At 69.5% G+C, this 24,065-nt stretch carries 26 protein-coding genes; 13 read left to right on the forward strand and 13 right to left on the reverse strand.

All coding sequences use genetic code 11. The annotated features are described in order from the left end of the window. The first annotated feature begins 8 nt into the window (after positions 1-8). From AB0D59_RS02105 to AB0D59_RS02120, 4 genes are all read left to right on the forward strand, one after another. Positions 9-1,499: a bifunctional glycosyltransferase family 2/GtrA family protein gene (locus AB0D59_RS02105; protein ID WP_362559609.1), complete on the forward strand. Its 1,491-nt coding sequence runs from the start codon at positions 9-11 to the stop codon at positions 1,497-1,499. Beyond that, the gene (locus AB0D59_RS02110; protein WP_362559611.1) at positions 1,496-3,763 is read left to right on the forward strand and encodes a glycosyltransferase family 39 protein; all 2,268 of its coding nucleotides are present in this window, start codon (positions 1,496-1,498) and stop codon (positions 3,761-3,763) included. The genes AB0D59_RS02105 and AB0D59_RS02110 overlap by 4 nt, the downstream gene beginning before the upstream one ends. A gap of 107 nt (positions 3,764-3,870) precedes the next feature. Then, positions 3,871-5,253, forward strand: a complete 1,383-nt coding sequence (locus tag AB0D59_RS02115) for an MFS transporter (RefSeq protein ID WP_362559614.1) — start codon at positions 3,871-3,873, stop codon at positions 5,251-5,253. Between the two features lie 153 nt (positions 5,254-5,406). Further along, positions 5,407-6,141, forward strand: a complete 735-nt coding sequence (locus tag AB0D59_RS02120; protein WP_362559844.1) for a TetR/AcrR family transcriptional regulator — start codon at positions 5,407-5,409, stop codon at positions 6,139-6,141. A 94-nt stretch (positions 6,142-6,235) separates the two neighbouring features. On the opposite strand, the gene AB0D59_RS02125 is transcribed toward AB0D59_RS02120, so the two are convergent. The 4 genes from AB0D59_RS02125 to AB0D59_RS02140 form a co-directional block, all read right to left on the reverse strand. Then, the gene (locus tag AB0D59_RS02125) at positions 6,236-6,709 is read right to left on the reverse strand and encodes a PPOX class F420-dependent oxidoreductase (protein WP_362559616.1); all 474 of its coding nucleotides are present in this window, start codon (positions 6,707-6,709) and stop codon (positions 6,236-6,238) included. Positions 6,710-6,767: 58 nt separating this feature from the next. After that, on the reverse strand, positions 6,768-7,589 hold the full coding sequence (locus tag AB0D59_RS02130; protein WP_362559617.1) for a YceI family protein: 822 nt from the start codon (positions 7,587-7,589) through the stop codon (positions 6,768-6,770). Between the two features lie 111 nt (positions 7,590-7,700). Continuing rightward, complete coding sequence (locus tag AB0D59_RS02135; protein ID WP_362559620.1) at positions 7,701-10,241, reverse strand: MFS transporter; 2,541 nt, start codon at positions 10,239-10,241, stop codon at positions 7,701-7,703. Between the two features lie 20 nt (positions 10,242-10,261). Next, entirely contained in the window at positions 10,262-10,837 is a 576-nt protein-coding gene (locus tag AB0D59_RS02140; protein ID WP_362559622.1) for a MarR family transcriptional regulator, read from the reverse strand. 194 nt (positions 10,838-11,031) lie between these two features. Between AB0D59_RS02140 and AB0D59_RS02145 the strand changes: the two genes are divergently transcribed. Further along, the gene (locus AB0D59_RS02145) at positions 11,032-11,235 is read left to right on the forward strand and encodes a hypothetical protein (protein ID WP_351695652.1); all 204 of its coding nucleotides are present in this window, start codon (positions 11,032-11,034) and stop codon (positions 11,233-11,235) included. A gap of 114 nt (positions 11,236-11,349) precedes the next feature. Here AB0D59_RS02145 and AB0D59_RS02150 read toward each other — a convergent pair whose 3' ends face one another. Continuing rightward, positions 11,350-11,592 carry a hypothetical protein gene (locus AB0D59_RS02150; RefSeq protein WP_362559625.1) on the reverse strand — a complete coding sequence of 81 codons (243 nt, stop codon included), beginning with the start codon at positions 11,590-11,592 and terminating at the stop codon, positions 11,350-11,352. Positions 11,593-11,641: 49 nt separating this feature from the next. Between AB0D59_RS02150 and AB0D59_RS02155 the strand changes: the two genes are divergently transcribed. Continuing rightward, positions 11,642-11,956 (forward strand): hypothetical protein, encoded by a 315-nt coding sequence (locus AB0D59_RS02155; protein ID WP_362559627.1) that lies wholly within the window; start codon positions 11,642-11,644, stop codon positions 11,954-11,956. A 163-nt stretch (positions 11,957-12,119) separates the two neighbouring features. Here the strand turns inward: AB0D59_RS02155 and AB0D59_RS02160 are convergent, their stop codons facing one another. The 4 genes from AB0D59_RS02160 to AB0D59_RS02175 all read right to left on the reverse strand — a co-directional run bounded on the left by AB0D59_RS02160 (position 12,120) and on the right by AB0D59_RS02175 (position 15,138). Further along, entirely contained in the window at positions 12,120-13,034 is a 915-nt protein-coding gene (locus AB0D59_RS02160; RefSeq protein WP_362559630.1) for an RNA polymerase sigma factor SigF, read from the reverse strand. 499 nt (positions 13,035-13,533) lie between these two features. Continuing rightward, positions 13,534-14,439, reverse strand: a complete 906-nt coding sequence (locus tag AB0D59_RS02165) for an RNA polymerase sigma factor SigF (RefSeq protein ID WP_362559847.1) — start codon at positions 14,437-14,439, stop codon at positions 13,534-13,536. 206 nt (positions 14,440-14,645) lie between these two features. Beyond that, on the reverse strand, positions 14,646-14,939 hold the full coding sequence (locus AB0D59_RS02170) for a Dabb family protein (RefSeq protein WP_362559632.1): 294 nt from the start codon (positions 14,937-14,939) through the stop codon (positions 14,646-14,648). A 22-nt stretch (positions 14,940-14,961) separates the two neighbouring features. Then, positions 14,962-15,138 carry a hypothetical protein gene (locus AB0D59_RS02175; RefSeq protein WP_351695642.1) on the reverse strand — a complete coding sequence of 59 codons (177 nt, stop codon included), beginning with the start codon at positions 15,136-15,138 and terminating at the stop codon, positions 14,962-14,964. A 1,462-nt stretch (positions 15,139-16,600) separates the two neighbouring features. On the opposite strand from AB0D59_RS02175, the gene AB0D59_RS02180 reads away from it, so the two are divergent. Further along, positions 16,601-17,242, forward strand: coding sequence for an HAD-IA family hydrolase (locus AB0D59_RS02180; RefSeq protein WP_362559635.1), 642 nt, complete (start codon positions 16,601-16,603; stop codon positions 17,240-17,242). Here AB0D59_RS02180 and AB0D59_RS02185 read toward each other — a convergent pair. The 4 genes from AB0D59_RS02185 to AB0D59_RS02200 form a co-directional block, all read right to left on the reverse strand. After that, positions 17,239-18,090 carry a DUF1932 domain-containing protein gene (locus tag AB0D59_RS02185; RefSeq protein ID WP_362559637.1) on the reverse strand — a complete coding sequence of 284 codons (852 nt, stop codon included), beginning with the start codon at positions 18,088-18,090 and terminating at the stop codon, positions 17,239-17,241. The two genes, AB0D59_RS02180 and AB0D59_RS02185, sit on opposite strands and share 4 nt — an antisense overlap. Beyond that, entirely contained in the window at positions 18,087-18,674 is a 588-nt protein-coding gene (locus tag AB0D59_RS02190; RefSeq protein WP_362559639.1) for a guanylate kinase, read from the reverse strand. The genes AB0D59_RS02185 and AB0D59_RS02190 overlap by 4 nt, the downstream gene beginning before the upstream one ends. A 2-nt stretch (positions 18,675-18,676) precedes the next feature. Then, on the reverse strand, positions 18,677-19,684 hold the full coding sequence (locus tag AB0D59_RS02195; RefSeq protein ID WP_362559641.1) for an AAA family ATPase: 1,008 nt from the start codon (positions 19,682-19,684) through the stop codon (positions 18,677-18,679). Positions 19,685-19,911: 227 nt separating this feature from the next. Then, positions 19,912-20,262: a winged helix-turn-helix domain-containing protein gene (locus AB0D59_RS02200; RefSeq protein WP_362559643.1), complete on the reverse strand. Its 351-nt coding sequence runs from the start codon at positions 20,260-20,262 to the stop codon at positions 19,912-19,914. A 494-nt stretch (positions 20,263-20,756) separates the two neighbouring features. Between AB0D59_RS02200 and AB0D59_RS02205 the strand changes: the two genes are divergently transcribed. The 6 genes from AB0D59_RS02205 to AB0D59_RS02230 all read left to right on the forward strand — a co-directional run bounded on the left by AB0D59_RS02205 (position 20,757) and on the right by AB0D59_RS02230 (position 24,004). Further along, positions 20,757-21,206 carry a transcriptional regulator gene (locus tag AB0D59_RS02205; RefSeq protein WP_362559645.1) on the forward strand — a complete coding sequence of 150 codons (450 nt, stop codon included), beginning with the start codon at positions 20,757-20,759 and terminating at the stop codon, positions 21,204-21,206. 93 nt (positions 21,207-21,299) lie between these two features. Continuing rightward, on the forward strand, positions 21,300-21,590 hold the full coding sequence (locus tag AB0D59_RS02210; protein ID WP_362559849.1) for a hypothetical protein: 291 nt from the start codon (positions 21,300-21,302) through the stop codon (positions 21,588-21,590). Beyond that, complete coding sequence (locus AB0D59_RS02215) at positions 21,587-21,940, forward strand: hypothetical protein (protein ID WP_362559646.1); 354 nt, start codon at positions 21,587-21,589, stop codon at positions 21,938-21,940. Before AB0D59_RS02210 ends, AB0D59_RS02215 begins: the two co-directional genes overlap by 4 nt. Then, positions 21,937-23,055: a conjugal transfer protein gene (locus AB0D59_RS02220; RefSeq protein WP_362559648.1), complete on the forward strand. Its 1,119-nt coding sequence runs from the start codon at positions 21,937-21,939 to the stop codon at positions 23,053-23,055. Before AB0D59_RS02215 ends, AB0D59_RS02220 begins: the two co-directional genes overlap by 4 nt. Next, positions 23,052-23,666 carry a GGDEF domain-containing protein gene (locus AB0D59_RS02225; protein ID WP_362559650.1) on the forward strand — a complete coding sequence of 205 codons (615 nt, stop codon included), beginning with the start codon at positions 23,052-23,054 and terminating at the stop codon, positions 23,664-23,666. The genes AB0D59_RS02220 and AB0D59_RS02225 overlap by 4 nt, the downstream gene beginning before the upstream one ends. After that, positions 23,663-24,004: an RRQRL motif-containing zinc-binding protein gene (locus AB0D59_RS02230; RefSeq protein ID WP_362559651.1), complete on the forward strand. Its 342-nt coding sequence runs from the start codon at positions 23,663-23,665 to the stop codon at positions 24,002-24,004. The genes AB0D59_RS02225 and AB0D59_RS02230 overlap by 4 nt, the downstream gene beginning before the upstream one ends. Positions 24,005-24,065 lie beyond the last annotated feature (61 nt).

Consider the following 24,065-nt stretch of genomic DNA (forward strand, 5'->3'; position numbering starts at 1 on the left):
TCGTTGCCATGCGAACCGACTCTTCTCCCGGCACCCTGCCGGCGCGGGAGCACCTCCCGGCCGGAGACGCCGGTACGCCTGTCCTGGACGTAGTGATCCCCGTCTACAACGAGGAGAAGGACCTCGGCCCATGCGTCGTCAGACTGCATGACCACCTCAAGCGCACCTTCCCGTACGCGTTCCGCATCACCATCGCCGACAACGCGTCCACGGACACCACCCCCCAGGTGGCACAGCGCCTTGAGGCGGAGATCGCCGAGGTGAGGTCGTTCCGGCTGGAGCAGAAGGGCCGCGGCCGTGCGCTGCGGACCGTCTGGTCGGCCTCGGACGCGCCGATCCTCGCGTACATGGACGTCGACCTGTCGACCGACCTGAACGCGCTGCTGCCCCTGGTGGCGCCGCTCATCTCCGGCCACTCCGACCTGGCGATCGGTTCCCGGCTGGCCCGCTCGTCGCGCGTGGTGCGCGGCGCCAAGCGGGAGTTCATCAGCCGCTCGTACAACCTGATCCTGCGCGGCTCGCTGCAGGCCCGCTTCTCGGACGCGCAGTGCGGCTTCAAGGCGATCCGGCGCGATGTCGCGCAGGTGCTGCTGCCGATGGTCGAGGACACCGGCTGGTTCTTCGACACCGAGATGCTGGTGATCGCCGAGCGCGCGGGCCTGCGCATCCACGAGGTGCCGGTCGACTGGGTCGACGACCCGAACTCGACCGTGCACATCGTGAAGACGGCCACCGACGACCTCAAGGGCGTGTGGCGGGTCGGCAAGGCGCTGGCCACCGGTTCGCTGCCGCTGGACCGGGTCGCCCGCCCGTTCGGCGACGACCCGCGCGACCGCGACATCCAGGACGTGCCGAAGGGCCTGGCCCGCCAGCTCGTCGGCTTCTGCGTGGTCGGCGCTCTGTCGACCCTCTTCTACCTGGTGCTCTACAGCCTCTTCCGGCAGTTCTGCGGCTCGCAGATCGCCAACGCGCTCGCGCTGCTGGTGTCGGCCGTCGCCAACACGGCCGCCAACCGGCGCCTGACCTTCGGGGTGCGCGGCCGGGGCGGGGCGGTCCGCCACCAGGCGCAGGGTCTGGTCGTCTTCGGCATCGGGCTGGCGCTGACCAGCGGTTCGCTCGCCGCCCTGAACGCGGCGAGCAGCGACCCCGCGCACTCCACCGAGCTGGCGGTGCTGGTCGCCGCCAACCTCGCCGCGACCGTCCTGCGCTTCCTGCTGTTCCGCGCCTGGGTCTTCCCGGACCGCGACGGCGGCCGGCCGGACTCCTCCACGGTGGTGGCCGGCCACAGCCCGTCGTCGCCGACGTACACCACGGCCCCCGGCGGACACCAGCAGCAGGGCCCGCTGCCGCACCGCCCGGCGCACCAGCCCTACGCCCAGGGCTCCACCATGACCACCCAACTCCGCGCCGGTGAAGCCGCGGACGGGACCTGGAGGGACGCCACCATGCAGTTGCAGCCGGTGCGCCCCCATGACACCGATCCGGGGGATCCCCGATGAGCAGCACCCACACCGACCGTCCGACCCAGTGGGGCCCGGCGGCCCCCACGGCTCCCTCGCCGCCCCAGCAGGCGCCGGACGGCCAGGACGTCCCGGCGGCGCAGGCGGGCTCGGGCGAGCCCCGGCAGCCCTTCGCCCGCAGACTCTGGCGCGGCCGCCCCGAGGACCCCCGCTGGGCGCGCCCGGCCTTCCTCGGCCTGCTGCTCGTCACCGCGGTGCTCTACTTCTACAACCTGAGCGTCAACGGCTACTCCAACTCCTTCTACTCGGCCGCCGTCCAGGCGGGCACCAAGAGCTGGAAGGCGCTGTTCTTCGGCTCGCTGGACGCGGGCAACGCGATCACCGTCGACAAGCCCTCGGCGTTCCTGTGGCCGATGGAGATCGCGGCCCGGATCTTCGGCCTGAACACCTGGACGATCCTCGGCCCCGAGGTCCTCATGGGCGTCGGCACGGTCGCGGTCGTCTACGCCTCCGTGCGCCGCCGGTTCAGCCCCGCGGCCGGTCTGATCGCGGGCGCCGTGCTCGCGCTCACCCCCGTCGCGGCGCTGATGTTCCGGTTCAACAACCCGGACGCGATGCTGGCCCTGCTGATGGCGCTGGCCTGCTACTTCGTGGTCCGCGCGGTCGAGGACGGCAAGACGAAGTGGCTGGTGTGGGCGGGCGTGGCGATCGGCTTCGCCTTCCTCGCCAAGACCCTCCAGGCCTTCCTGATCCTGCCGGCGCTGGCCTTCGTGTACGCGGCCGTCGGCCCGCACACGTGGAAGAAGCGGATCGGCCAGCTGGCCCTCGCGACCGGCGCGCTGATCGTCTCCGCCGGCTGGTGGGTCGCGATCGTCGAACTGTGGCCGGCCTCCTCCCGCCCCTACATCGGCGGTTCGCAGAACAACAGCTTCCTGGAGCTGACCTTCGGCTACAACGGCCTCGGCCGGATCAGCGGCGACGAGACCGGCAGCGTCGGCGGCGGTGGCGGCGGCACCGGCACCGGGCAGTGGGGTGCCACCGGCTGGGACCGGATGTTCAACTCCGAGATCGGCAGCCAGATCTCCTGGCTGCTCCCGGCCGCGCTGATCCTGCTGGCCGCGGGCCTGGTGGCGACGCGCCGGCTGAAGCGGACCTCGGTGACCCGGGCCTCGTTCCTGGTCTGGGGCGGCTCGCTGCTGATCACCATGGTGGTCTTCAGCTACATGGCGGGCATCTTCCACCAGTACTACACGATCGCCCTCGCCCCCTACATCGCCGCGGTGGTCGGCATGGGCGCCGGGCTGCTGTGGGAGAAGCGCGCCGAGCTGTGGGTGTCGATCACCCTCGCCGCCGCCGTGGTCTCGGCCGCGGTCTGGGGCTACGTCCTCCTCAACCGCACCTCCACCTACCTGCCCTGGCTGAAGTGGCTGGTCCTGATCGGCGGTCTGGCCGCCGCGCTCGGCCTGATCTTCGCGGGCCGGATCAGCCGTCAACTCGCCCTCGGGGCGGCCGCGGTGGGCCTGGTGGCCGCGCTGGCGGGCCCGACGGCGTACACCCTCAGCACCGTGAACTCCGCGCACACCGGTTCCATCCCGACGGCGGGCCCGGCGGGCGCGAGCATGATGGGCTTCGGCGGCAGGGGCGGCGGCCGTGGCGGCATGGGCGGCGGCGGTGGCTTCGGCCAGGGCGGCCAGAACCAGCAGGGCGGCAACGGCAGCACCCAGAACCAGCAGGGCCAGAACGGCACCGGCGGCTTCCCGGGTGGTGGCACCGGCGGCACCGGCGGCTTCGGCGGCGGTATGCCGGGCCAGAACCAGCAGGGCCAGGGCCAGAACGGGAACGGAAGCAGCACGCAGAACGGCAACGGCTTCCCCGGCGGTGGTCAGATGGGCGAAGGCGGCGGCATGGGCGGCGGCGGTGGCGGCGGCGGCCTGCTGAACGGCGCGACCGTCACCTCCGAGGCCAAGAAGCTGCTGGAGACGGACGCCTCGAAGTACACCTGGGTCGCGGCGGCCATCGGCGCCCAGAACGCGGCGAGCTACCAGTTGGCCACCGACGACTCGGTGATGGCGATCGGCGGCTTCAACGGCACCGACCCGTCCCCGACGCTGGCCCAGTTCAGGGAGTACGTGGCGGACGGCAGGATCCACTACTTCATCTCCTCCGGCACCGGCGGTGGCATGGGCGGCAGCAGCAGCGGCACGTCCTCGCAGATCACCTCGTGGGTCGAGAAGAACTTCAAGAAGGTGACGGTCGGTTCGTCCACCTTCTACGACCTCACGCAGAAGGCCAGCAGCAGCTGACCGACTCCTGACCGGCACAAGGGCGGTGACCTCCCCGGTCACCGCCCTTCGCCGTGCCCGGAAAAACCGCGTTGTACGCCGTACAAGGCTGTTCTACGGTGTACAACATGACTTCTCAGGGCCACCCCCAGCGCTGGCTGATCCTCGGTGTGATCTGCCTCGCGCAGCTGACCGTGCTGCTCGACAACACCGTTCTGAACGTGGCGATCCCCTCCCTCACCCGGGAGCTGCACGCGGCCACCGCGGACATCCAGTGGATGATCAACGCGTACTCGCTCGTCCAGTCCGGCCTGCTGCTCACCGCCGGCAGCGCGGCCGACCGCTACGGCCGCAAGAAGATGCTGATCACGGGACTCGTCCTGTTCGGCGCGGGCTCGCTGGCCGCGGGCCTGGCCGGCTCCACGGCCCAGCTGATCGCCGCACGGGCCGGCATGGGCGTGGGCGGCGCGCTCCTGCTCACCACCACCCTCGCCGTGGCGATGCAGATCTTCACCCCCGACGAGCACCCGAAGGCCATCGGCATCTGGAGCGCCGTCAACGCGCTGGGCTTCGCCGCCGGGCCGCTGATCGGCGGGTTCATGCTCAACCACTTCTGGTGGGGCGCGATCTTCCTGATCAACCTCCCGGTGGCGGCGCTGGCCCTGGCCGCGGTCGTCGCTTTGGTCCCCGAGTCCAAGAACCGGCAGGGCGACCGCCCCGACCTGCTCGGCGCGCTGCTCTCCACGATCGGCATGGCCGCCCTGGTCTTCGCGATCATCTCCGGCCCGGAGCACGGCTGGACGTCGGCACGGGTGCTGGGCCCGGCGACCGTGGCGGTGGTGGTCCTGTCCCTGTTCGCGTACTGGGAGAACCGGATCCCGTACCCCATGCTCGACCCCCACTTCTTCCGGGACCGCCGTTTCACGGGCGCCGTCGCCGGCGCGGTGCTCATCACCTTCGGCATGGGCGGCGCGCTCTTCCTGCTCACCCAGCACCTGCAACTCGTCCTCGGCTACGGCCCGTTGGAGGCCGGCCTGCGTACGGCACCGCTCGCGCTCACGGTCGTCGCCCTCAACTTCACGGGCCTGTCCGCCAGGTGGGCGACGAAGCTGGGTACGCCGGTGGCGATAGCCCTGGGGATGCTGCTGATGTCGCTCGGGCTGGTGTCCATCGCCGTACTGGACTCGAGCGGGTACGGCGGCACGCTGCTCGGTCTGCTGCTGATCGGAGCGGGGTGCGCGATCGCCAACCCGGCCATGGCGCACGCCATCATGAGCGCGATTCCTCCGGAGAAGGCCGGGGTGGGGGCCGGGATCAACGGCACGCTGGCGGAGTTCGGGAACGGGTTGGGGGTGGCCGTGCTGGGAGCGGTTCTCAGCTCTTCGGTGGCGTCGGGGAAGTCACTGTCGGCGGGACTGGGGGCCGGGCAGTTGGTGGGGGCGGTGGCCGTGGTGGTCGGGGGGTTCGTGGCGGCGGGACTTCTCCGTAGGGCGGAGAGGAATGTCGCCTGAGGGGGAGGGGGTATGAGTCGGTTTGCGGGTGCGCGTTGTGGGTGGCTGGTCGCGCCCACGCGGCGGAGTCACAAATCGGACACGGTCCCGCGCTCCTGAAGGGGCGCCGCAGCCGTAGCATCGTGGGAAGTGATCGTCGAGGAGGAGGCCGTGATGGCGCGGGCCAGTGTGTGGCTGGAGGGAAAGGCCCGCAAGGGCGGCCGTAGCGGTCAGCCGTCCGGGCTCGACCGTGAGCGCATCACCTCGGTCAGCGTCCGGCTCCTGGACTCCGACGGGCTGGACAAGTTCTCCATGCGGCGGCTGGCGGCCGAGCTCAACGTGACCGCCATGTCCGTGTACTGGTACGTCGACACCAAGGACGACCTGCTGGAACTCGCCCTCGACGCGGCCTTCGGCGAACTGCGTCTGCCGGAGGCGGCCGACGGCGACTGGCGGGAGCAACTGCGGGCGCTGGCCACGGAGTACCGCGCGCTGCTGGTCCGCCATCCCTGGCTCTCCCCGCTGGCCGGCCGGTACCTCAACGTCGGCCCCCACTCGCTGGCCTTCTCCCGGGTGGTCCAGCAGGTCGTCCGCCGCGCCGGCCTGCCCGCGCACGGGGTGACCGGCGCGATCTCGGCCGTCTTCCAGTTCGTGTACGGCTACGGCACGATCGAGGGCCATTTCGCCGAGCGGGTGGCAGCGGCCGGCATGACCCCGGACGAGTACTTCAGCACCGCGATGACCGCGGTGACCGAGGCTCCCGGCACCGCGGAGATCATCGAGGAGTCGAGGGACCTCATGGCGGCCAGGGGCGGCGACACGGTCGCGGAAATGCTGGACAGGGACTTCACGTTCGCGCTGGACCTGCTGATCGCGGGCATCGAAGCGAAGGTGACTCGACCCACCTGAGGGGCGCGGGACTGTGTCCGGTATGCGGCTCCGCCGCGTGGACGCGATCAACCACACACAGCCCGCGGTCGCGCACTCACAACGCCCCCACCCCTCAGGCCTCCGGCGAAGCCAGCCGCGCCGGGAACCCGCCGGTGGCCACCGGCCCCCACTTCTCCGGCGTCACCCGGATGATCGACTTGCCCTGCTTCAGCATCGCCGCCCGGTACTCGTCCCAGTCCGGATGCTCCCCGGCGATGTTCCGGTAGTACTCCACCAGCGGCTCCACCGACTCCGGCGGGTCGATCACCTCCGCGCGGCCGTCGACCTGGACCCACGGGCCGTTCCAGTCGTCGCTCAGGACGATCACGCTCACCCGCTCGTCCCGCCTGGCGTTGCGGGTCTTGGCCCGCTCGGGGTACGTGGAGGCCACGATCCGTCCGGAGTCGTCGACCCCGCAGGTCAGCGGCGACCCCTGGGGGCTGCCGTCGGCGCGGCGCGTGAGCAGGATCGCGCGGTGGCGGGGTCGTACGAAGTCCAGCAGTTCGTCGAGGGAGACGGTGGTGTTCGTCGCGATGTTCGGTGCCATGCCGTCAGCCTAGGCCGCGGGGACCCGCGCCGCCCGTCTCTGCCTGTCCCTGCCGGTCCTACGCCTGCGGCAGGGATTCGCCCTGGACCGCCTGGATCTCCAGCTCGACCTTGAGGGTCGTGCCGATGGCGGCGATGCCCGCCTGGACGACCTGGTTGTAGTTCATCGCGAAGTCCTCGCGGTGCAGCTCGGCCGTCGCGCGGAACGCGGCCCGTGTGCCGCCCCAGGGGTCGGCGCCGGTGCCGAGGTAGGCGAGGTGGAGGTCGACGGGGCGTACGACACCGCGCATGGACAGCTCGCCGTGGACCGTCCAGCGGTCGGAGCCGGCCACCGTCAGACCTGTCGAGGTGTACGTCAGCTCGGGGTACTGCTCGACGTCCAGGAAGTCGGCCGAGCGCAGATGCGTGTCGCGCATGCCGTTGCCGGTGTCGATGGAGGCGGCCCGGATGACGGCCTGGACGCGGGACTTGGTGACGTCGTCGGGGGCGATCTCGATGGCCGCCGTGAAGTCCGTGAAGCGGCCGCGGACGCTGGAGATGCCCAGGTGCTGGGCGACCGCGGCGACCGTGGAGTGCGCCGGGTCGGCGGTCCACGGGCCGGGCGGCGGCAGCTCGGTGCCGCCCTGCCGGGCGAGCGTGATCTTGCCGACCTCGGCGCGGCCGCTGGCGGTGACGATCGCGCTGGAGGCGGCGGGCGCGTAGCCCACGGCGGTGACGATGACGGTGTACGCACCGGGCGCGAGCGGGTTCGGGTCCCGTACCGTGCCCTCGTCGTCCGCCTCGACACGCAGCACCTGCGTGCCGGTCATGTCGGTCACCGTGACGACCGCGTGCGACACGGCCCATCCGTCCCGGGTACGGATCCTGGCGGTGAGTCCCATCCCGAATTCTCCCTGAATACCGATCTAGAGGCGTGAAAAGCCTTATAAATTGCACAGATTGCGACGGCCCGGGGCAGCCGATGAACCATCGCTGCCCCGGGCCGGGGTGAACTACTCGCCGGGGTGGGAGAGTTCGATGTCGTGCCCGTCGACACCGGCGCCGGTGACGTTCAGGGCCGTGGCGACCGGCGGGTAGCCCGTCGCGATCACGGTGTAGTCACCGCCGTTCAGGTCGGCGAAGGCGTACGCGCCGTCCAGGCCGGTGGTGGACGTGCCGACCACGTTGCCGGCCGCGTCCACGAGGGTGACGCGGGCGTCGGCCAGCGGCCCGTGCGGGGCCCGTACGACACCCTGGAGCTGGGCGCCGGCGTCCAGGTCGACCTCGATCCGGGTGACCCCGGTGGTACCGATCTGGACCGGCAGGGCGCGGGGGCGGTACCCGGCCGCGTTCACCGCGACCGTCACCACGCCCGGCACCAGGTCGCCGAAGACGAACTGGCCCGCTTCACCGGTGGCCGCGGTGGCCAGCAGGTCGCCGCGCACGTCGGTGACGATCACCATCGCGTCCTTGACCGGCAGCGCGCTGCCCGCGCCCCGCACCACACCGCTCAGCCCGCTGGTGCCGCTGAGCAGGATGTCGTACGGCAGCGGGTCCTCGCCCACCATGACGGTGGCGGCCTGCGGCTGGTGGCCGTCGGCGGAGGCGATCAGCACGTACGAGCCCGCGCCGGGCGCGTCCAGGCGGTAGGAGCCGTCGTAGCCCGCGACCGAGCGGCCCAGCTGGCGGCCGGACAGGGAGATGAGGGTGACCGCGGCCTGGGCGACCGGGGCGCTCTCGGCGCCGCGCACGAAGCCGTGCACCGGGGTGCCACCGGAGCCCGCCGACTGCTCGGGGGCGGCGATGGTCGCCACGGCGGCGAACTGCCGGGTGGCTTCCGCGGCGGCGTCCGTGGTGCCGCTCACGACCGGGGCGGCCCAGCTGGGGACCGTCTCCTCGGCGGGAGCCGGGACGGCGGCGGCAGCGGCCGGAGCGGCCTCGATGCCCTGCTCGTCGGCGGCGGCCTGGGCGAGTGCGCCCTTGGTCCTCAACGGGACCTCCTTGATGAACAGGCTGATCAGGAACGCGAGGGCCGCGAGGCCACCGGCGATCAGGAAGACGTCGGCGATGCCGTGGCCGTAGGCGCTCTCCATGAGGGTGCGCAGCGGGACCGGCAGCTTGCTCAGGTCCGGGAGGCTGTCGCTGGACGAGCTGGAACCGGCCAGGGCGGCCTGGTACTTGTGCGGGAGGGCGGCGGCGCCCTCGGTCACGTAGTGCGTGATCCGGTGGGCCATCACCGCGCCCAGCGCGGAGACGCCGACCGCACCACCGAGGGAGCGGAAGAAGGTGACCGTGGAGCTGGCCGAGCCGAGGTCGGAGGGCTCCACCTGGTTCTGCGTGCACAGCACCAGGTTCTGCATCATCATGCCGATGCCGAGACCCAGCAGGGCCATGAAGATGGCCATCTTCCAGTAGTCCGTGTCGTACCGGATGGTCCCGAGCAGGCCGAGACCGGCCGTCACCAGCACGCCACCGCTGACCAGCCACGCCTTCCAGCGTCCGGTGCGGGTGATGAACTGCCCCGAGACGGTGGAGGAGATGAACAGCCCGCCGATCATCGGGATCGTCATGACCCCGGACATCGTCGGCGACTTGTCGCGGGCCAGCTGGAAGTACTGGCTGAAGAAGACCGTGCCGGTGAACATCGCGACACCGACGAACAGGGAGGCCAGCGAGGCCAGGGTGATGGTGCGGTTGCGGAACAGCCGCAGCGGGATGATCGGCTCCTTGGCCTTCGACTCGATGAGCACGAAGATCAGGCCGAGCACGATCGAACCGCCGACCATGGCGTAGGTCTGCCAGGAGACCCAGTCGTACTTGTCACCGGCGAAGGTGACCCAGAGCAGCAGCAGCGAGACGGCGGCGGCGACGAAGAACGCGCCGGACCAGTCGACCTTGACCTCCCGCTTCACCACGGGCAGGTGCAGGGTCTTCTGCAGCACGATCAGCGCGACGACGGCGAAGGGGACACCGACGTAGAAGCACCAGCGCCAGCCCAGCCACGAGGTGTCGGTGATGACACCGCCGAGCAGCGGGCCGCCGACGGTCGCGACGGCGAAGGTGGCGCCCAGGTAGCCGGAGTAACGGCCGCGCTCACGCGGCGAGATCATCGCGGCCAGGACGATCTGGGCGAGCGCCGACAGACCGCCGACGCCGACGCCCTGGACGACACGGCAGGCGATCAGCATGCCGGAGTTCTGCGACAGACCGGCGGCCGCGGAACCCAGGACGTAGATGACCAGGGCGAGCTGGACGAGCCCCTTCTTGCTGTACAGGTCGGAGAGCTTGCCCCACAGCGGGGTGGTGGCGGTCATGGCCAGCAGCGACGCGCTGACGACCCAGGTGTAGGCGGACTGGCCGCCGCCCAGGTCGCTGATGATGTGCGGCAGAGCGTTGGTGACGATCGTGGACGACAGGATCGCCACGAACATACCGAGCAGCAGCCCGGATATCGCTTCCATGATCTGCCGGTGCGTCATCGGGGCAGCCTGCTCGACGGAGCCTCCCCCGTGCTTTGCATGGGCCCGCACACCGGCTGGTGTGGTCGTTGCCATGGGCTTCCTTTTCTTACGTCTTACGCGGGTGTACGGGTGGTCGGTTCGAGTACGGGGGCGATGGTGGGGGCGCGGGCGGCGGAGGCGACCGTGGCCGCGGCGGCGGCCTTCAAGGTCCCCGGGACCGGCGCGGCCGGGCCCGTCGCGGTCAGCCGCGGAGGGCCGGTCCGGCAGTCGCTGAAGCTGTCCCGGAGCCGGGTCATCAGCTGGATCAGCTGGTCGACCTCCTCGTCGCTCCAGTCGCCCAGCCGCTCGGTGAGCAGCTCGGTGCTGCGCCGGGACAGGTCCCGTAGCGTCGCCTCGCCCGCGGGGGTGAGGTGCAGGATGCGGGAACGCTTGTCCGCCGGGTCGGGGGACCGCTCGATCCAGCCGCGCTCGGCGACATGCGCCACGTGCCGGCTGGTCACGGACATGTCCACGGCGAGCAGCTCGGCGAGCTTGCTCATGCGCATGGATCCGTAGCGGCCGAGCAGCGTCAGCACGGCCGCGGAACCGGCCGGGCATTCGTGCGGCAGGATCCGCGCGAGGTCCCGCTTCACAGCTCCGACGGCGCTGAGCTGACGCGCCAGCTCCTCGAACTGCGCCTGCTCCGCCATCACACCTCCCGTATTCGTTGCTTGGGGCAACCATAGAACTGCTTGGTTGCCACAGGCAAATATGTAGGCGGGTGCGGGGATAAAAACTTGGCAAAGGCAAGTATTGCGAACGTAAACACCCAGGTGGGACGGGTTGTACCTCCGGACGGCCCCCCACTTGGGCCGGACCACCGGATTCGCTAGTGTCTCGGGGCATGGCTAACACCCAGGGCCCCCAGGGCAACTACGATCCCGCCGGCAGCACCCAGATGTTCCGTGCGTTCGTCGACGAGGCCCCGCAGACCTCCCAGCAGACGGCATCCCCCTCCGCCTCCGGCGGCCCCCGCATCGGCCTGATCCTCGGCGTCGTCGCCGTGGTGGTCGTGGTCGCGGCGGTGGCCTGGCTGGCACTCAAGTAGACACTCGCCGCCCGCTCGGCCCCTCGGGCGATACGAGGGTCAGGGCGGCGGCGCGACGAAGCACCCGGGGTCCACCGCCCCGGGCTTTCGTCGTGCCCGTACGGACGCGCCGACTCAACTCCAGTCGACCGCCGCGACCCGGGTCTCGACATGCATGCCCAGGGGGACGCGCCAGTCGTCCACGCACACCGTCCAGGTCCCGCTCCTACGGGAGTGGGGCGCGACCGGGGCCGGCAGGGACTCCGTCGAGCTGATCGTCGCCCAGTCGATGCCCAGCAGGTCGATGATGTGCGTGCCGAGGGTGACCGTGCCGGAACGGACCGCCGTGCCGCCCGAGTTGCGGAACTCGACCGTCACCTTCTCGCACCACCGCTTGTCCGTGGGCTCGCGGGTGGGGGTGCTCCAGGTGAGGGCCGCGGGTGAAGTGCCGCTGGGGGCGGTGGCGGTGGGCGAAGTGGCGGTCGGCTGCGGTGAGTTCGGCGCCGGCGGATCGGACCGCCGGGGCCGGGTGCCGTCGTGGCGGGAGGAAGCGGATGACGGCGTCGGGGCCGAGGTCGCCGACCCGGCCGCTGCCGCGGGCCGGCCGTCCTGGGCCGCGGGTGAGCCGCGGGTCGCCCCCGCCGGGGAACCGTCCAGCGGGACCAGCGTCACTGATCCCGTCGGTCTCGACGACGTCCCCGGCGCTCCCGGTGCGGTGCCCGCCGCGCCCACCGCCGTATAGCCGCTGCTGCCACCACCGCCGCACGCCGTGAGTGCCGAGGCCAGGCAGACGGCGGCCGCCGACGCTGCCGTGACGGCGCCTCGGCGGCCACTCGGTGTCCTACGGAGAAGCATCGCGCCAGTGTGGCTGACACTCCGTCAGTAAGGAACCCGTCGGCGCGGGTTCAGTCCGAGATCAGGCCCTCGCGGAGCTGGGCGAGGGTGCGGGTCAGCAGGCGGGAGACATGCATCTGGGAGATGCCGACCTCGTCGCCGATCTGGGACTGGGTCATGTTCGCGAAGAAGCGGAGCATGATGATCCGGCGCTCCCGGGGCGGGAGCTTGGCCAGCAGCGGCTTCAGCGACTCGCGGTACTCGACGCCCTCCAGGGCCGTGTCCTCGTAGCCGAGGCGGTCGGCCAGCGAGCCCTCGCCGCCGTCGTCCTCGGGGGCCGGGGAGTCGAGGGAGGAGGCGGTGTACGCGTTGCCGACGGCCAGGCCGTCGACCACGTCCTCCTCGGAGACGCCCAGGACGGCGGCCAGTTCGGTGACCGTCGGGGAGCGGTCCAGCTTCTGGGAGAGTTCGTCGCTGGCCTTGGTGAGGGCCAGGCGCAGCTCCTGGAGGCGGCGCGGGACGCGGACCGACCAGGAGGTGTCGCGGAAGAACCGCTTGATCTCGCCCACGACCGTCGGCATCGCGAACGTCGGGAACTCCACGCCCCGTTCGCAGTCGAAGCGGTCGATCGCCTTGATCAGGCCGATGGTGCCGACCTGGACGATGTCCTCCATCGGCTCGTTGCGGCTGCGGAAGCGGGCCGCCGCGTAGCGCACGAGAGGGAGGTTCAGTTCGATCAGGGTGTCCCGTACGTAGGCACGCTCGGGGCTGTCCTCATCGAGCGCGGCAAGGCGCAGGAACAGGGAGCGGGACAGGGTGCGGGTGTCGAGGTTTCCCGAGGCCACCGGGGGTTCCGGGGTCGGAGGGGTCTCCAGCGCCGGGGCGCCGTCGATGCTGTCGAGCACGTCGATGGCGTCGAGCTCCTTGGGCGCTGCCTCGCTCTTCGTGAGCGTAAGCACCTTCGAGCTGCCCTGGTCTGCGGACATGCCACCCCCTTTGGGTCGCGGGACGGTCGCGGCGACGCCCCTCACGAGGAACGGCGCCTTCACCTGAATACCGGAGCCGAAGCCTCGGCAAACGCGCTTCCCGCAGAATGTCACATGTCGGCAACACGCTGTAGTGACATGTCGACATGGGAAATGCGAATCCGCCCTGGATGCAGGGGGTCTGACGCTATTTCGACCCCCAACTGTCGGGAAGTGCGCTGGTGAGCGATTCGCTCGCGACGGTGATGGCTCGATCCTGCTTGCGGTTATCGCCGCACGAAGCAGGCCGGGGCGTGTCTCGGACCGGTAACGGGTCCTGCGACGGGCGCATGCGACGGCGCATGCGCGGGCGCGTGCGGAGGGCCTCGGGTGGCGCGTGCGGGCCCTCGGCGGCGGGTTCGCGGCGGGGCCTCGGCGGTGGCTTCGCGGCGGGGCCTCGGCGGTGGCTTCGCGGTCGGGCCCGAGGCGGGACTCGCGGCGGGGTCTTCTGCGGCGGGGCTCAGGCCTCGATGCGGTTCGCCGAGCGCAGTCGCTGGAAGCTGCGGGCCAGCAGGCGGGATACGTGCATCTGGGAGACGCCCAGCTCCGCGCTGATCTGCGACTGGGTGAGGTTGCTGTAGTAGCGCAGCAGGAGGATCCGCTGCTCGCGCTCGGGGAGTTGGACCAGCAGGTGGCGGACCAGGTCGCGGTGCTCCACACCGTCCAGGGCCGGGTCCTCGTAGCCGATGCGGTCCAGCAGGCCCGGCAGCCCGTCGCCCTCCTGGGCGGCCTCCAGGGAGGTCGCGTGGTACGACCGGCCGGCCTCGATGCAGGACAGCACCTCCTCCTCGCTGATCCGCAGCCGTTCGGCGATCTCGGCGGTGGAGGGGGAGCGCCCGAAGGCGGTGGTCAGGTCCTCGGTCGCGCTGTTGACCTGGACCCACAGCTCGTGCAGCCGGCGCGGGACGTGCACGGTGCGCACGTTGTCCCGGAAGTAGCGCTTGATCTCTCCTACGACGGTCGGCATCGCGAACGTCGGGAACTGCACGCCCCGGTCCGGGTCGAAGCGGTCGATGGCGTTGATCAGCCCGATGGTGCCGACCTGGACGACGTCCTCCATCGGCTCGTTGCGGGAGCGGAAGCGGGCGGCCGCGTAGCGCACGAGCGGGAGGTTCGCCTCGATGAGCGCCGCGCGCACCCGGTTGTGCTCCGAAGTGCCCGGCTTGAGATCCTTGAGCTGACCGAAGAGCACCTGGGTCAGCGCCCGGGTGTCGGCGCCCCGTCGCTTCTCCGGGGGCGGGGCGGGCGCTTGGGCGGGGGGCTGGACGGGTCCTTGGGCGGGGCCTTGGGTGGGGGGCTGGGCAGTGGGGGGAGCGGGGGCGGGCGCCTCTTCCTGGGGCGGCGCAGAACTGGCCGACACGGTCAACGCCACCTCTTCATCGGTCAATCATCCGTCAAAAGCGGTCATAGCATCACAAGACATGTGCACTGTGCGCAAGCACCGCATATCGCCGTGTTGAGGGTGAAAGTCGGCAAGTTGGGGCATAAGACGCAGAAAGGCCCCCCGCTGTTCCCGGCGGAGGGCCTGTCCCCAGAAGGCGCCGTACGGCTGTCCAGAGGGTGCGGTACGGCTCAGAACTCGTAGTCGGCGATCACCCACGTGGCGAACTCCCGCCACTGCGCTGCGGCCATCTGGTGGGCCGGGTGCTCCAGGTACCGCTTCAGCGCGTCCCCGTCCTCGACGGCCGAGTTGATCGCGAAGTCGTGGGCGATGGGGCGCTCGGTGATGTTCCAGCCGCACTCCCAGAAGCGCAGCTCCTCGATCTGGGCGCCGAGCGCGGAGAAGGCCGCGGCGCCCGCGAGGGCCCGCGGATCGTCCCGCTCGACACCCTCGTTGAGCTTGAAGAGGACCAGGTGGCGGATCATGGTTGCTCCCGTGGGTGGTGCGCTATTTGGCTCCGTTGACGAGCCAGGTCATAAACGATCCGATGGCCTTGGCGGCGTCCGAAATGCCCTCAAATCCTATCTGGACGTAATCGGCCGCTTTGGCCGGGTCTGTGATGATCACGTAGAGCGCGAAGACCACGAGCACGTACGTGGCGATCTTCTTGGCATTCACCGCCACCGCGGCCTCCCCTGTGCCTGCCTCTGCCGGCGTGTCTGCTTAGCCTGTGGACCCTGCTGCCGGCGGCGAGTGTAACCTTCGCGCCCCCCTCGGGGACCAACGGCCCGCTGGTCGAGGCCCGTTGCCGGGTCCAGGGGCGCGGCGGGGGGCGCGCGACGGAGAAGTGCGCGGGGTGGAGATGGGTCCGACGGTATGTGTCCGGCGGATGTGTCCGACGGCGGACGCAGAAAGGGCCCCGTCTTTCGACGGGGCCCTTTTCCAGCGGTAGCGGAGGGATTTGAACCCTCGGTGACTTGCGCCACACTCGCTTTCGAGGTCTGTTCGGGCTGGTCAGGGCGCGAACCGGGCTTGTTCAGAGCCGTTCATTCCAGTGCAAACGGTGTGATCCGCTGGGCGGGTTGAACGACTCTGAACGGCGCCGTACTGGGATGAATGAGACGGAAACTGAGACGAGTGCGCCCCGCCCTGAGGCCGCGCTCACCTGCTAATTCGTCGGCTAGGGGGACACCACAGGGGGCTGGCCGATAGAAGGAGCCTCCGGCCCGTCCGGCGGTTCCTTGCGGCCTATGCGTCGTTTCTGGGCGCCACGGGTTGCCCTGAAGAGCGCGCCGGTGATACCCGAAGAGAGCACTGCAAAGGCAACCCAAGCCGTCGTTGCCGGGCCATTCCCGGCCCGCGCGGCAAGAACGACTCCGACGTAACAGCTTGCGGCGGCCACGCAAACGGCTCCGCACACTATGAAGCTGGCGACTTCCAACCTGTGCTGGACTCGGTCCAGCTCCGCGAGCCGAGAAGAGACCTGCGCAGGAGTGAGGCCGTTACACAAGACAGCCTCCGGTTCGGGTGGTCCTTACTATGTGGATCCCCCGGTGCTGAGGCGTGAGCTGCGTCTCGTCGGTCTGGCGCTTTCTAGGCGCATCACTACGATGGGGCACGGGTAACGACTCCCTTTGGAGATCGGCTGAAGACCCGGCGACCCCCTGTTCGTACCAGGGGGTCGCAGCCGTTTTAGGGCTGCGACTGGCTGCCGAGAAGGCCCTCCTGTGGGCCTCGGCACTATTGACAGGTAAGCGAGTCGCGAGAATCAAGCCGAGTGACTTCGACCACAAAAACACCAACGGGTCACGGTTGCACTGCCCGTCACTGCCCGTAGTACATTGCAGGTCAAGCCGTACGGCTCGCCGAAGTGCAGCGTTGTCCGTGGGGGGGCCAATACTCCCCGTTCGGATAGGTGGCCAAGCCCGGTACTTTCGGTCGAGCGACACCTGTGGTCCACATCACACATTGGGGCCATTCGGCATTGGCATGTACGCGTATGTGGCTACGCTCAAGGCGCTTCACGATCGCCGCGGCTGATGCCCTCTTCTGTCGACGGTAACGAGTGGCCCGCTTTTGAGGAAGCCCTGTGGCGGCCCGCAACGGGCCAGGGACCGGCTGTCGGCCCATCACGTAGCTTCGCTATGTGCTGGCACTTTTCGACCTGGACGACACCCTGATTGATCGGCGCGGCGGCCTTGAGGACTGGGCTCGTGGCTTCGTGCGGTCACGGCGCTTGCCGAGTGAGACGGTCTTCGTCATCTGCGACCGGCTCCGGGAGCGGGCCTGCCCCTCGGACTTCGTAGAGCTAAGGGAGACGCTCGGGCTGGTTGACGCTCCTGACGCTCTCTGGCACGAGTACGTCACTGGCGTGGCTCGGTCGGTGCGCTGTGCCCCGCAGGTGCGCGAGTGGTTACGAGAGCTGCGCGCGGCCGGTTGGACTATCGGTATCGCCACGAACGGCGCGGGGGACGTTCAACGGGCCAAGCTGGCTGCAGCCGGACTGACGTCGTTCTTCGACGGTATCTGCGTCTCTGAGGAAATCGGCGTGCGCAAGCCGGCTTACGAGCACTTCGAGACTGCCGCATTGCTGTGCGGCTCAGATTTGGCCGCTGGCGGGTGGATGGTCGGCGACAACCCAGACACGGACATCGCAGGGGGCCGCATGGCTGGCCTGCGGACAGCATGGGTGACGGCTGGCCGTGAATGGGGAGATGGCCCCCATCAGTCCGACGTCGTGGCTCGGGACGTCACGGAGGCCATCGGAGCGATGTTGGCGGCGGCTTAGCTGGGATCACCGTCCGGGAAGTCGTGTAGGTGGTCTAGAACCTCAGGGAGCTCCCGAGGCGAATCCTTCAGACTGTCCCACCGGCTCATGACCATGGCTGACGCCTCAGCCAACTCGGGAGGCAGGCCGGCCCCCCGAAGGGCGTGCGCTACTTCCCGCATCTCCGGTGCCCAGCGCCACGACCGCGCAGCCACCTTCGGGATGTACGCCGTCTCAGACAGGTAGCTGGTGGTTCGCCCCTGTGCGACGTCGATCAGGGCGTCTTCCACCCCGTAGTCACGCGCAAGGGCGTAGGAGACAGCGGCCAGAACTCGGCTCGCCTTCTGGTAACTGCTGTAGGACAGCTTCAGGGCGGAAGAACGACCGATGCCACCGGGCAGGAGATGAGCCTGTACCGCTGAGTCGGCGAAGAGTGCGGCGACGGCTGGTAGTGAATCCTCTGGGCCAGACAGATACAGGCGGGCCGACTTTGAGGGGGATGGAGGCGAACCGATGATGGAGCCGTCGACCACAGTGACCCCGGTCCGGCTCACGATGCCGTGGATCCGCGCCATGCTGTCCGGCGAGATCGCATTCGCGTCCACGTAGATCCCAGCGAACGGATGAGCCGAGACGGCGACCGCGACATCTTCCGCGTAGGCCGGCGGGCAGATGCTGAGGATGATGTGGGCTCGATCCGCCAGCTCTCCGAGGCTGCTCACTGCGGCCAGCCCGTGTCGTTCGGCTCGCTCTCTGGTAGCAGAACTGCGGCCGGTGGGGCACCAGAGCACTTCCGCTCCCCTGAGTCTGGCCTCCCCTGCTACAGCCGCGCCCATGCTGCCCGGATGCAGGATCCCGACGACAGTCATCCGACCAGCTCACAGATATCGCGCTCTTCGGCGGGAGCGTCGGTCATGCAGGCGGCATCAATTGCTTGTGCTGCCTGAGCCACACTCACCTGATCGGTTCGGATCACGAGTGACCACGGCTCCGCTGCATGGTCCAAGAGATCCTGCCGGGTCTCATGCCACACCTTCAAGCGTGCGTCCAAGTCCTTGTCCCCGCGTCCACGGCAGCGCTGCCGAGTGACGTCTTCAGGGCACCACAGCAGCACTCGCACCCAGTGGATGGGGAAAGCGGCGACAGCGCGTGCTCCGGCAACTTGCCCCATGTGGAGAACAGGGATACGGCCAGTGCTGATGAGAGCCGCAACCTCGCCGCTGTCGACGGCGTATTCGGCGTCGTAACGGCTGTTGCGATACAGAATCTCTCCTGCCTGAGCCAGTGTCTCTATCTGCTGTGCCGTGCTGAGTCGGTACCCGGCCGTGCGGCCGGGGCCGGCCTTGAGTCTCTGGAAGAGCGTGAAATCCGCCCGCTGCCGCGACAGTTCGGCTGAGATCGTGTCCTTTCCGGCGCCCGGAGGGCCGTAGAGGATGACTCCAGACGGGCTCACAGTCAGCCTCCGCTCAAGACATCGCGCGCTTCGTCAACCAGGGCTACGGCCGCACCAAGCCGGTTGTCGACCACGAAGTGCGGACCCTGTGGCCGCATCTTCAGGTTCAGCCCGGAGACGTAATCTTCCCACGCTTCCATCTTCCAAGCATCGCGCGCAGCCCCACGAAATTCAATGTACTCGCGCATTGACTCGGGGTCGCATTCAACCCATATCGTCGCGACGGAAACGCGCTTTGATCGGCAGCGATTATGGAAGCGCTGCATCCATTCCTGCTGGGAGAACTCGGCAATAAATGGAGCGTCGAGAATTACGGAAATGCCGCAATTCAGATTGTCCCATGCTGCTTCCATGAGGCACCTGTACTCAAGCGGTCGTACCTTTTCCCGGTACAGATCTGAGCTGCGGTCGTGCGCTTCGCCACCCATGGCGACCAATAGTTGGTCCACGAGTGGGCGGGTGAGAGAGTCTTTGTCGAGAATGGGCCAGCCGGTGAGTCCTCCGAGGAACTTGGCGAACTCCGATTTCCCCGACCCGGCAAATCCGCCGACAAGGATTACTGTAGGGCCGTCAATGCTTCCCCCTGATGTATGCCGCCGCCATGCGTCGACTACGCGGTTGTGCAGATTTTCGCTGTCCGCGTCATCGCCGCCGCGAATGCTGCTGAGTGCGCGGCGTACTGCGTCTGATTGATCGGGGAGCTTTCGGTCGGTGGAAATGGGTGCCGGTACGGATTCCACGGGGGCATCCTCTCCGGGCAGAGCGCGACGGAAGCCGAGTTGAGCCTCATTGCAGTGATAGAGACGGCAATAAGCCCGGCGGTAATGCGGACCGGGATATACCGTTCCCTTCTCGTGACCCCAGATTGTCTGGAAGTTTGCGGCAATATTGAAGCCGTGACGCTCCGCGATTTCGCGAAGCTTCTCCCCCGTGTCTTCCAGGGTGAGCCCGATCTCCTCGCGGTGCTTTCGCAGGAGATCCGGGTTCCAATCCGGGTGCTTCCGAGCCATCTGCCCCTCCTAGATAGCTAGTCGAGCCGCGAGTGTAGCGACTCGACTAGGCCCATGGAAATTCGTGATAGTGCATGTGTAAGCGGATGTATAAAACCGCCGGGATTTTCTCAGGTAGCGGGACGTGATACCCGTTCCCGCTCATCGGCGCTGAACTTGTGCCTACACCGAACGAGGAGGTTCACATGGTCCCGGGCACGGCTTCCCGCCCTCTGGCTTGCGGGGGATCAGTTCCCTTCAAGGGTCGCGAGGCGCCGGCGAAGCTCCCCAACCTCGTCGCGCAGCTTGTCGACCTCTTCGCGCAGTTCGGTTACGGCCGCGCTCGGGTCTGCGAGTTGCGCGGCACGGTCGGCATCGGGAGTGAGAAAGGCTCCCTTGCCCTGGTGACTCACGGCAAGTCCCTCTGCCTTGAGTTGATTGATGGCAGCGCGAGCCACGGTCACTGTGACGTCATACGTCTGCTGAAGCTGTCCCAGCGAGGGAAGTTGGCCGGTCGCGGAAAACTCGCCGGCCGCGATGCGTTGCCGCAGGTCATCGGCAACCTGCTTGTAGGCAGACCTGCCCGTCCACTCGATCATCTCTGTCTCTGTCTCTTGTCTCTGTCTCTTGTCGTTCTCTGCCTCATAGTGCCTAAGCCGCAGAGGTAGAACCAGGGCCCCACGCTGGTTGTTCCGCAAGAGGACTTGACGCACTCTGCCTCACAGTGCACTCTGAGGCAGAGCTGATGAAGCGGCTCGGTCCCGGCAGGGGCAGAGCGTTGCAACAGCGGCTTGACCTGCGTAAACAGCGTCCGGAGGAAAGCCCGAGGGGGTGAGTACGAAGGCAGCGCCTGTTCCTTGAGAACTCAACAGAGTGCTTTGAGATCGGCGGGGCTTGGCCCCGTCCCCGTGGCGGCCGGGTGATGACCGTCGGCCCCGGTATCCAGCCGTGAGGGCGCGGATTCGACGTCCGCCCGGGGTCACTTGGCCTGCCGCGACGTGCGGTGTTGGGCCATATCTCCGGTCGCGGCGGCACTCCCGGACAGGACAGCCCGCCGCGCCGGATCATCCCGACGCAGAGGAGTCAGCTACCGATGCAGGCTGCCACGTTCGCCGCTGTGTTCATCGCCCTGTACGTCGCTCACAGCGTGGGTGATCACTGGGTGCAGACCTCGCACCAGTCCGCGACCAAGGGCCGTCCCGGGTGGGTCGGCCGACTCGCGGACGCCCGGCACGTCGCCACCCTGACGCTCACCAAGCTCGCCGTGCTCATCCCGGCCGCCGCGCTGCTGGGGCTGCACCTGTCAGTGCCCGCCGTCGTCGCCGGCCTCGCGGTGGACGCGGCCTCGCACTGGTGGGCCGACCGGCGCACCACCCTCGCCCGGCTCGCCGCGCTGCTCGGCAAGGGCGAGTTCTACCGGCTCGGTGCCCCGCGCGCCGGCCGGGACGACAACCCGCACATCGGTACCGGTGCCTACGCGCTTGACCAGTCCTTCCACCACCTGTGGCTGCTGGTTGCCGCGCTCATCGTCGCCACCGTCTGACCCCCGTTTCTTCGCGGGGCGGTCGCACTCCCGGACAGGACAGCCGACCGCCCCGCGCCCTTCCCGACGTTCAAGGAGAGATCCACCATGCGTATGCGTACGTTCGTCGCCGGCCAGGAAGCGCACGGCGACATTGAGTTCGCGGAACTGGCGCTCGGCATCGACGTCGACCTGTTCCGGGGCCCGCTGAAGTTCGAGACGGACGACGACCGCGAGGCCCGTGAGGACGTGGCCCGCGAGGTTCTGCGGGACCTGCGAGAGATGGGCGAGGCCGGTGACGAGATCGCCGGTTGGGACGCCCTCTACGCCGACGCGCTGACCCGCACGGTGCCGTTCCTGCGCGCCGCCCGCAGCTACCGGCCGGGGACGGGGGAAGCGGCATGACGTACGCCCTCACCCTTGGGGAGATGACGCCCGCGCTACGGGTGTTGCGGCTCATCGCTGCCGAGTGCGCGCATCTGCCGGCGCCGTTCGTGCACCTGACGCCCCTCGAACCGGAGCGGCTGGAGCTCTCGCTCCACGACGTGGACCTGACGGGCGACACCTTCAACGTGTTCGAGTTGTGGCGGGAAGCGCTCGGCATCGACCCCGACCAGGTGACTTTCCGCGTCCAGGGCAACGGCCGTACCCGCGTCCTGCGTGCGACCGGCCCCCACGGGGGTGCCGAAGTCACGCTGACCGCCTACGCGGACGCCCCGGCCGTCGTCACGACCACGACGGGGGGTGCGGCATGAGCGAGATCGGCAAGCCGCTGACGAAGACTCAGATCGGTGTTTTGACGGCCGCGTTCGTGCCGATGCTCGCCACGGGTGTGGTCGGCGGGTTCGGTACGTACAGCAACATCGGGCACGCCTACGGCACTGGTACCGCCCTCGGTGCCCTCGGTGCCGGTGAGGGTGCCACGGCCGTGCTCGCCCTGGTCCTGCTGGGGCTGACCCTGCTGGGGCAGTCCTCGCCGCGCGTCGTACGGATCGGGCTGTGGGCGCTGCCGGCCGCCGCCGCCGTCATGGGCGCCATGGCCGCACCCGACCCCGGCCGGACCGTCATCTACGCCCTGACCCCGCTGGGCATGTCGGTGTCGGCGGAGGGCATGGCGTTCCTGGCCCGCCGGATCGTCGTCCACACCGACGGCCGCGACGCAGAACACGAACAGCGCACCGCCGACATCGTCCAAGCCCTCGCCTACCACCGCGCCCGCGCCGCCCAGCACCCGAGCAAGCGGGTCAAGTGGTGGTCGGAGCGCAAGTCGTGGCGTCTGGCCCGCAAGGTCGGGGTCGGGGACGTGGCGCTCGGATCGAGGCTGCTGGACGTGCAGCGCGACCGGATCACCGACGGCGCGGACGCCGCACTCGCGTCGATGTTCGGCATCGCCGCCGCGATTCCCGCCGTGGTCGCAAATATGGAGGAATCGACGGGAAGTAGTCGAGAACGGTCTACCCCTGACCTGCCTGTATCGAGCAGGCCCGCGGTCGTGGTGACGCGGCTTTCGGTCCCCGACCCGGCGCCGGTCGACCTCGGCAAGTCGGGCGGCGGCATGAAGCCGATGCCCGCCGTCGTCCCAGCAACGAAGCCGGTCCCGATCGCCCCGGCGCCCGCCCGATCGGTCCCGACCGCGTCGACCGCGCCGCGTCGGGCGACGGGCCGTGTCCCGGTCGCCGCGAAATCGACCCGCACCCGCCGCACCCCCGACCAGCTCATGACGGAAGCACGCAAGGCGACGGCCGGCCTCCCGGACGCGCAGGTCACTGGGGAGGGCATCCGCCGGGCCCTGCGCACCTCGCCCGCCAACGCTCGCATGCTGCGTGACGCCCTGCTCGCCGAACGCGCCACCCAGGTGGTGACGCCGTGAGCACCCTCGCCGCGCTCTTACCGGCTGTGCCCGCCGTTGGGTGGGCGGTCCACGCCCGGTGGCTGCACTCGCGGTTGACCACGGCCCGCCGTGACCCGCTCACCGGGTTGTGGACGCGGGACGCGTTCACCCGGCGGGCCCGGCGCTTGCTGCGCGACCCGCGCGCCGTGGTCGTGCTGGCGGACGTCGACCACTTCAAGCAGATCAACGACCGCTTCGGCCACGCGGCCGGTGACGCCCTGCTCGCCACGGTCGCCGCGCGGCTCGCCCACGGCACCACCCCCGGCGGTGTCGTGGGACGGCTCGGTGGCGACGAATTCGCCGCCGTCGTCATCGACCGCGACGGCACGATGCCGGATCGGCTGCACACCCTCGCCCGCGTTCTCGCCCGGCCGGTCGACACCGCCCCCGCCGTGCACACCACGGTGTCCCTGGGGTGGGTACGGGCCGGTGACCATCCGGGCGAGGACCTGTCCGCGCTGCTGCGCCGCGCCGATGAGGCCATGTATGCGGCGAAGCGGTCCGGCCGGTCCGGTCCCCGCCGGGCCCGTCTCGGGCGGCTGCTGGGATCGGTGGCCGGTCGTCGTCCTGGACGGCGCGGCGCGGCGTGAGTGCGCTGCCGGTCTTCCGGTGGCACCTGGCCCCGGACGGCTACGCCACCCGTCGTCAACTGCGGGCCCGCGACCTGCGCCCCGGCGGTCAGGGCGTCGCCGCCCAGCTCGAACGCCCCCGGCGGCGGGGGCGCCCGCCGCTGGTCGCCTACCTGTACCGCGTCGACCTCGCCAAACCGGTCCGGCCGATGACACCGGGCCGGTGGCGGGCCCACGCCGCGATGATGCGGGCCCGCCGCACCTGCCCCGAGTGCCGCCGGGACGCCGGATACGTCATCCCGCCCACGCTCGGAACCTGTGTGACCTGCGCCTATCCCGAGGAACAGTGCGCTGCCTGAACTGCCCTGAATTCCGGGTCCGGCCGCCCGACCTTCCACAGCAAGCCGGCCGGACCCTTCG

The organism is Streptomyces sp. NPDC048417 (assembly GCF_040651615.1).
Lineage (GTDB): Bacteria > Actinomycetota > Actinomycetes > Streptomycetales > Streptomycetaceae > Streptomyces.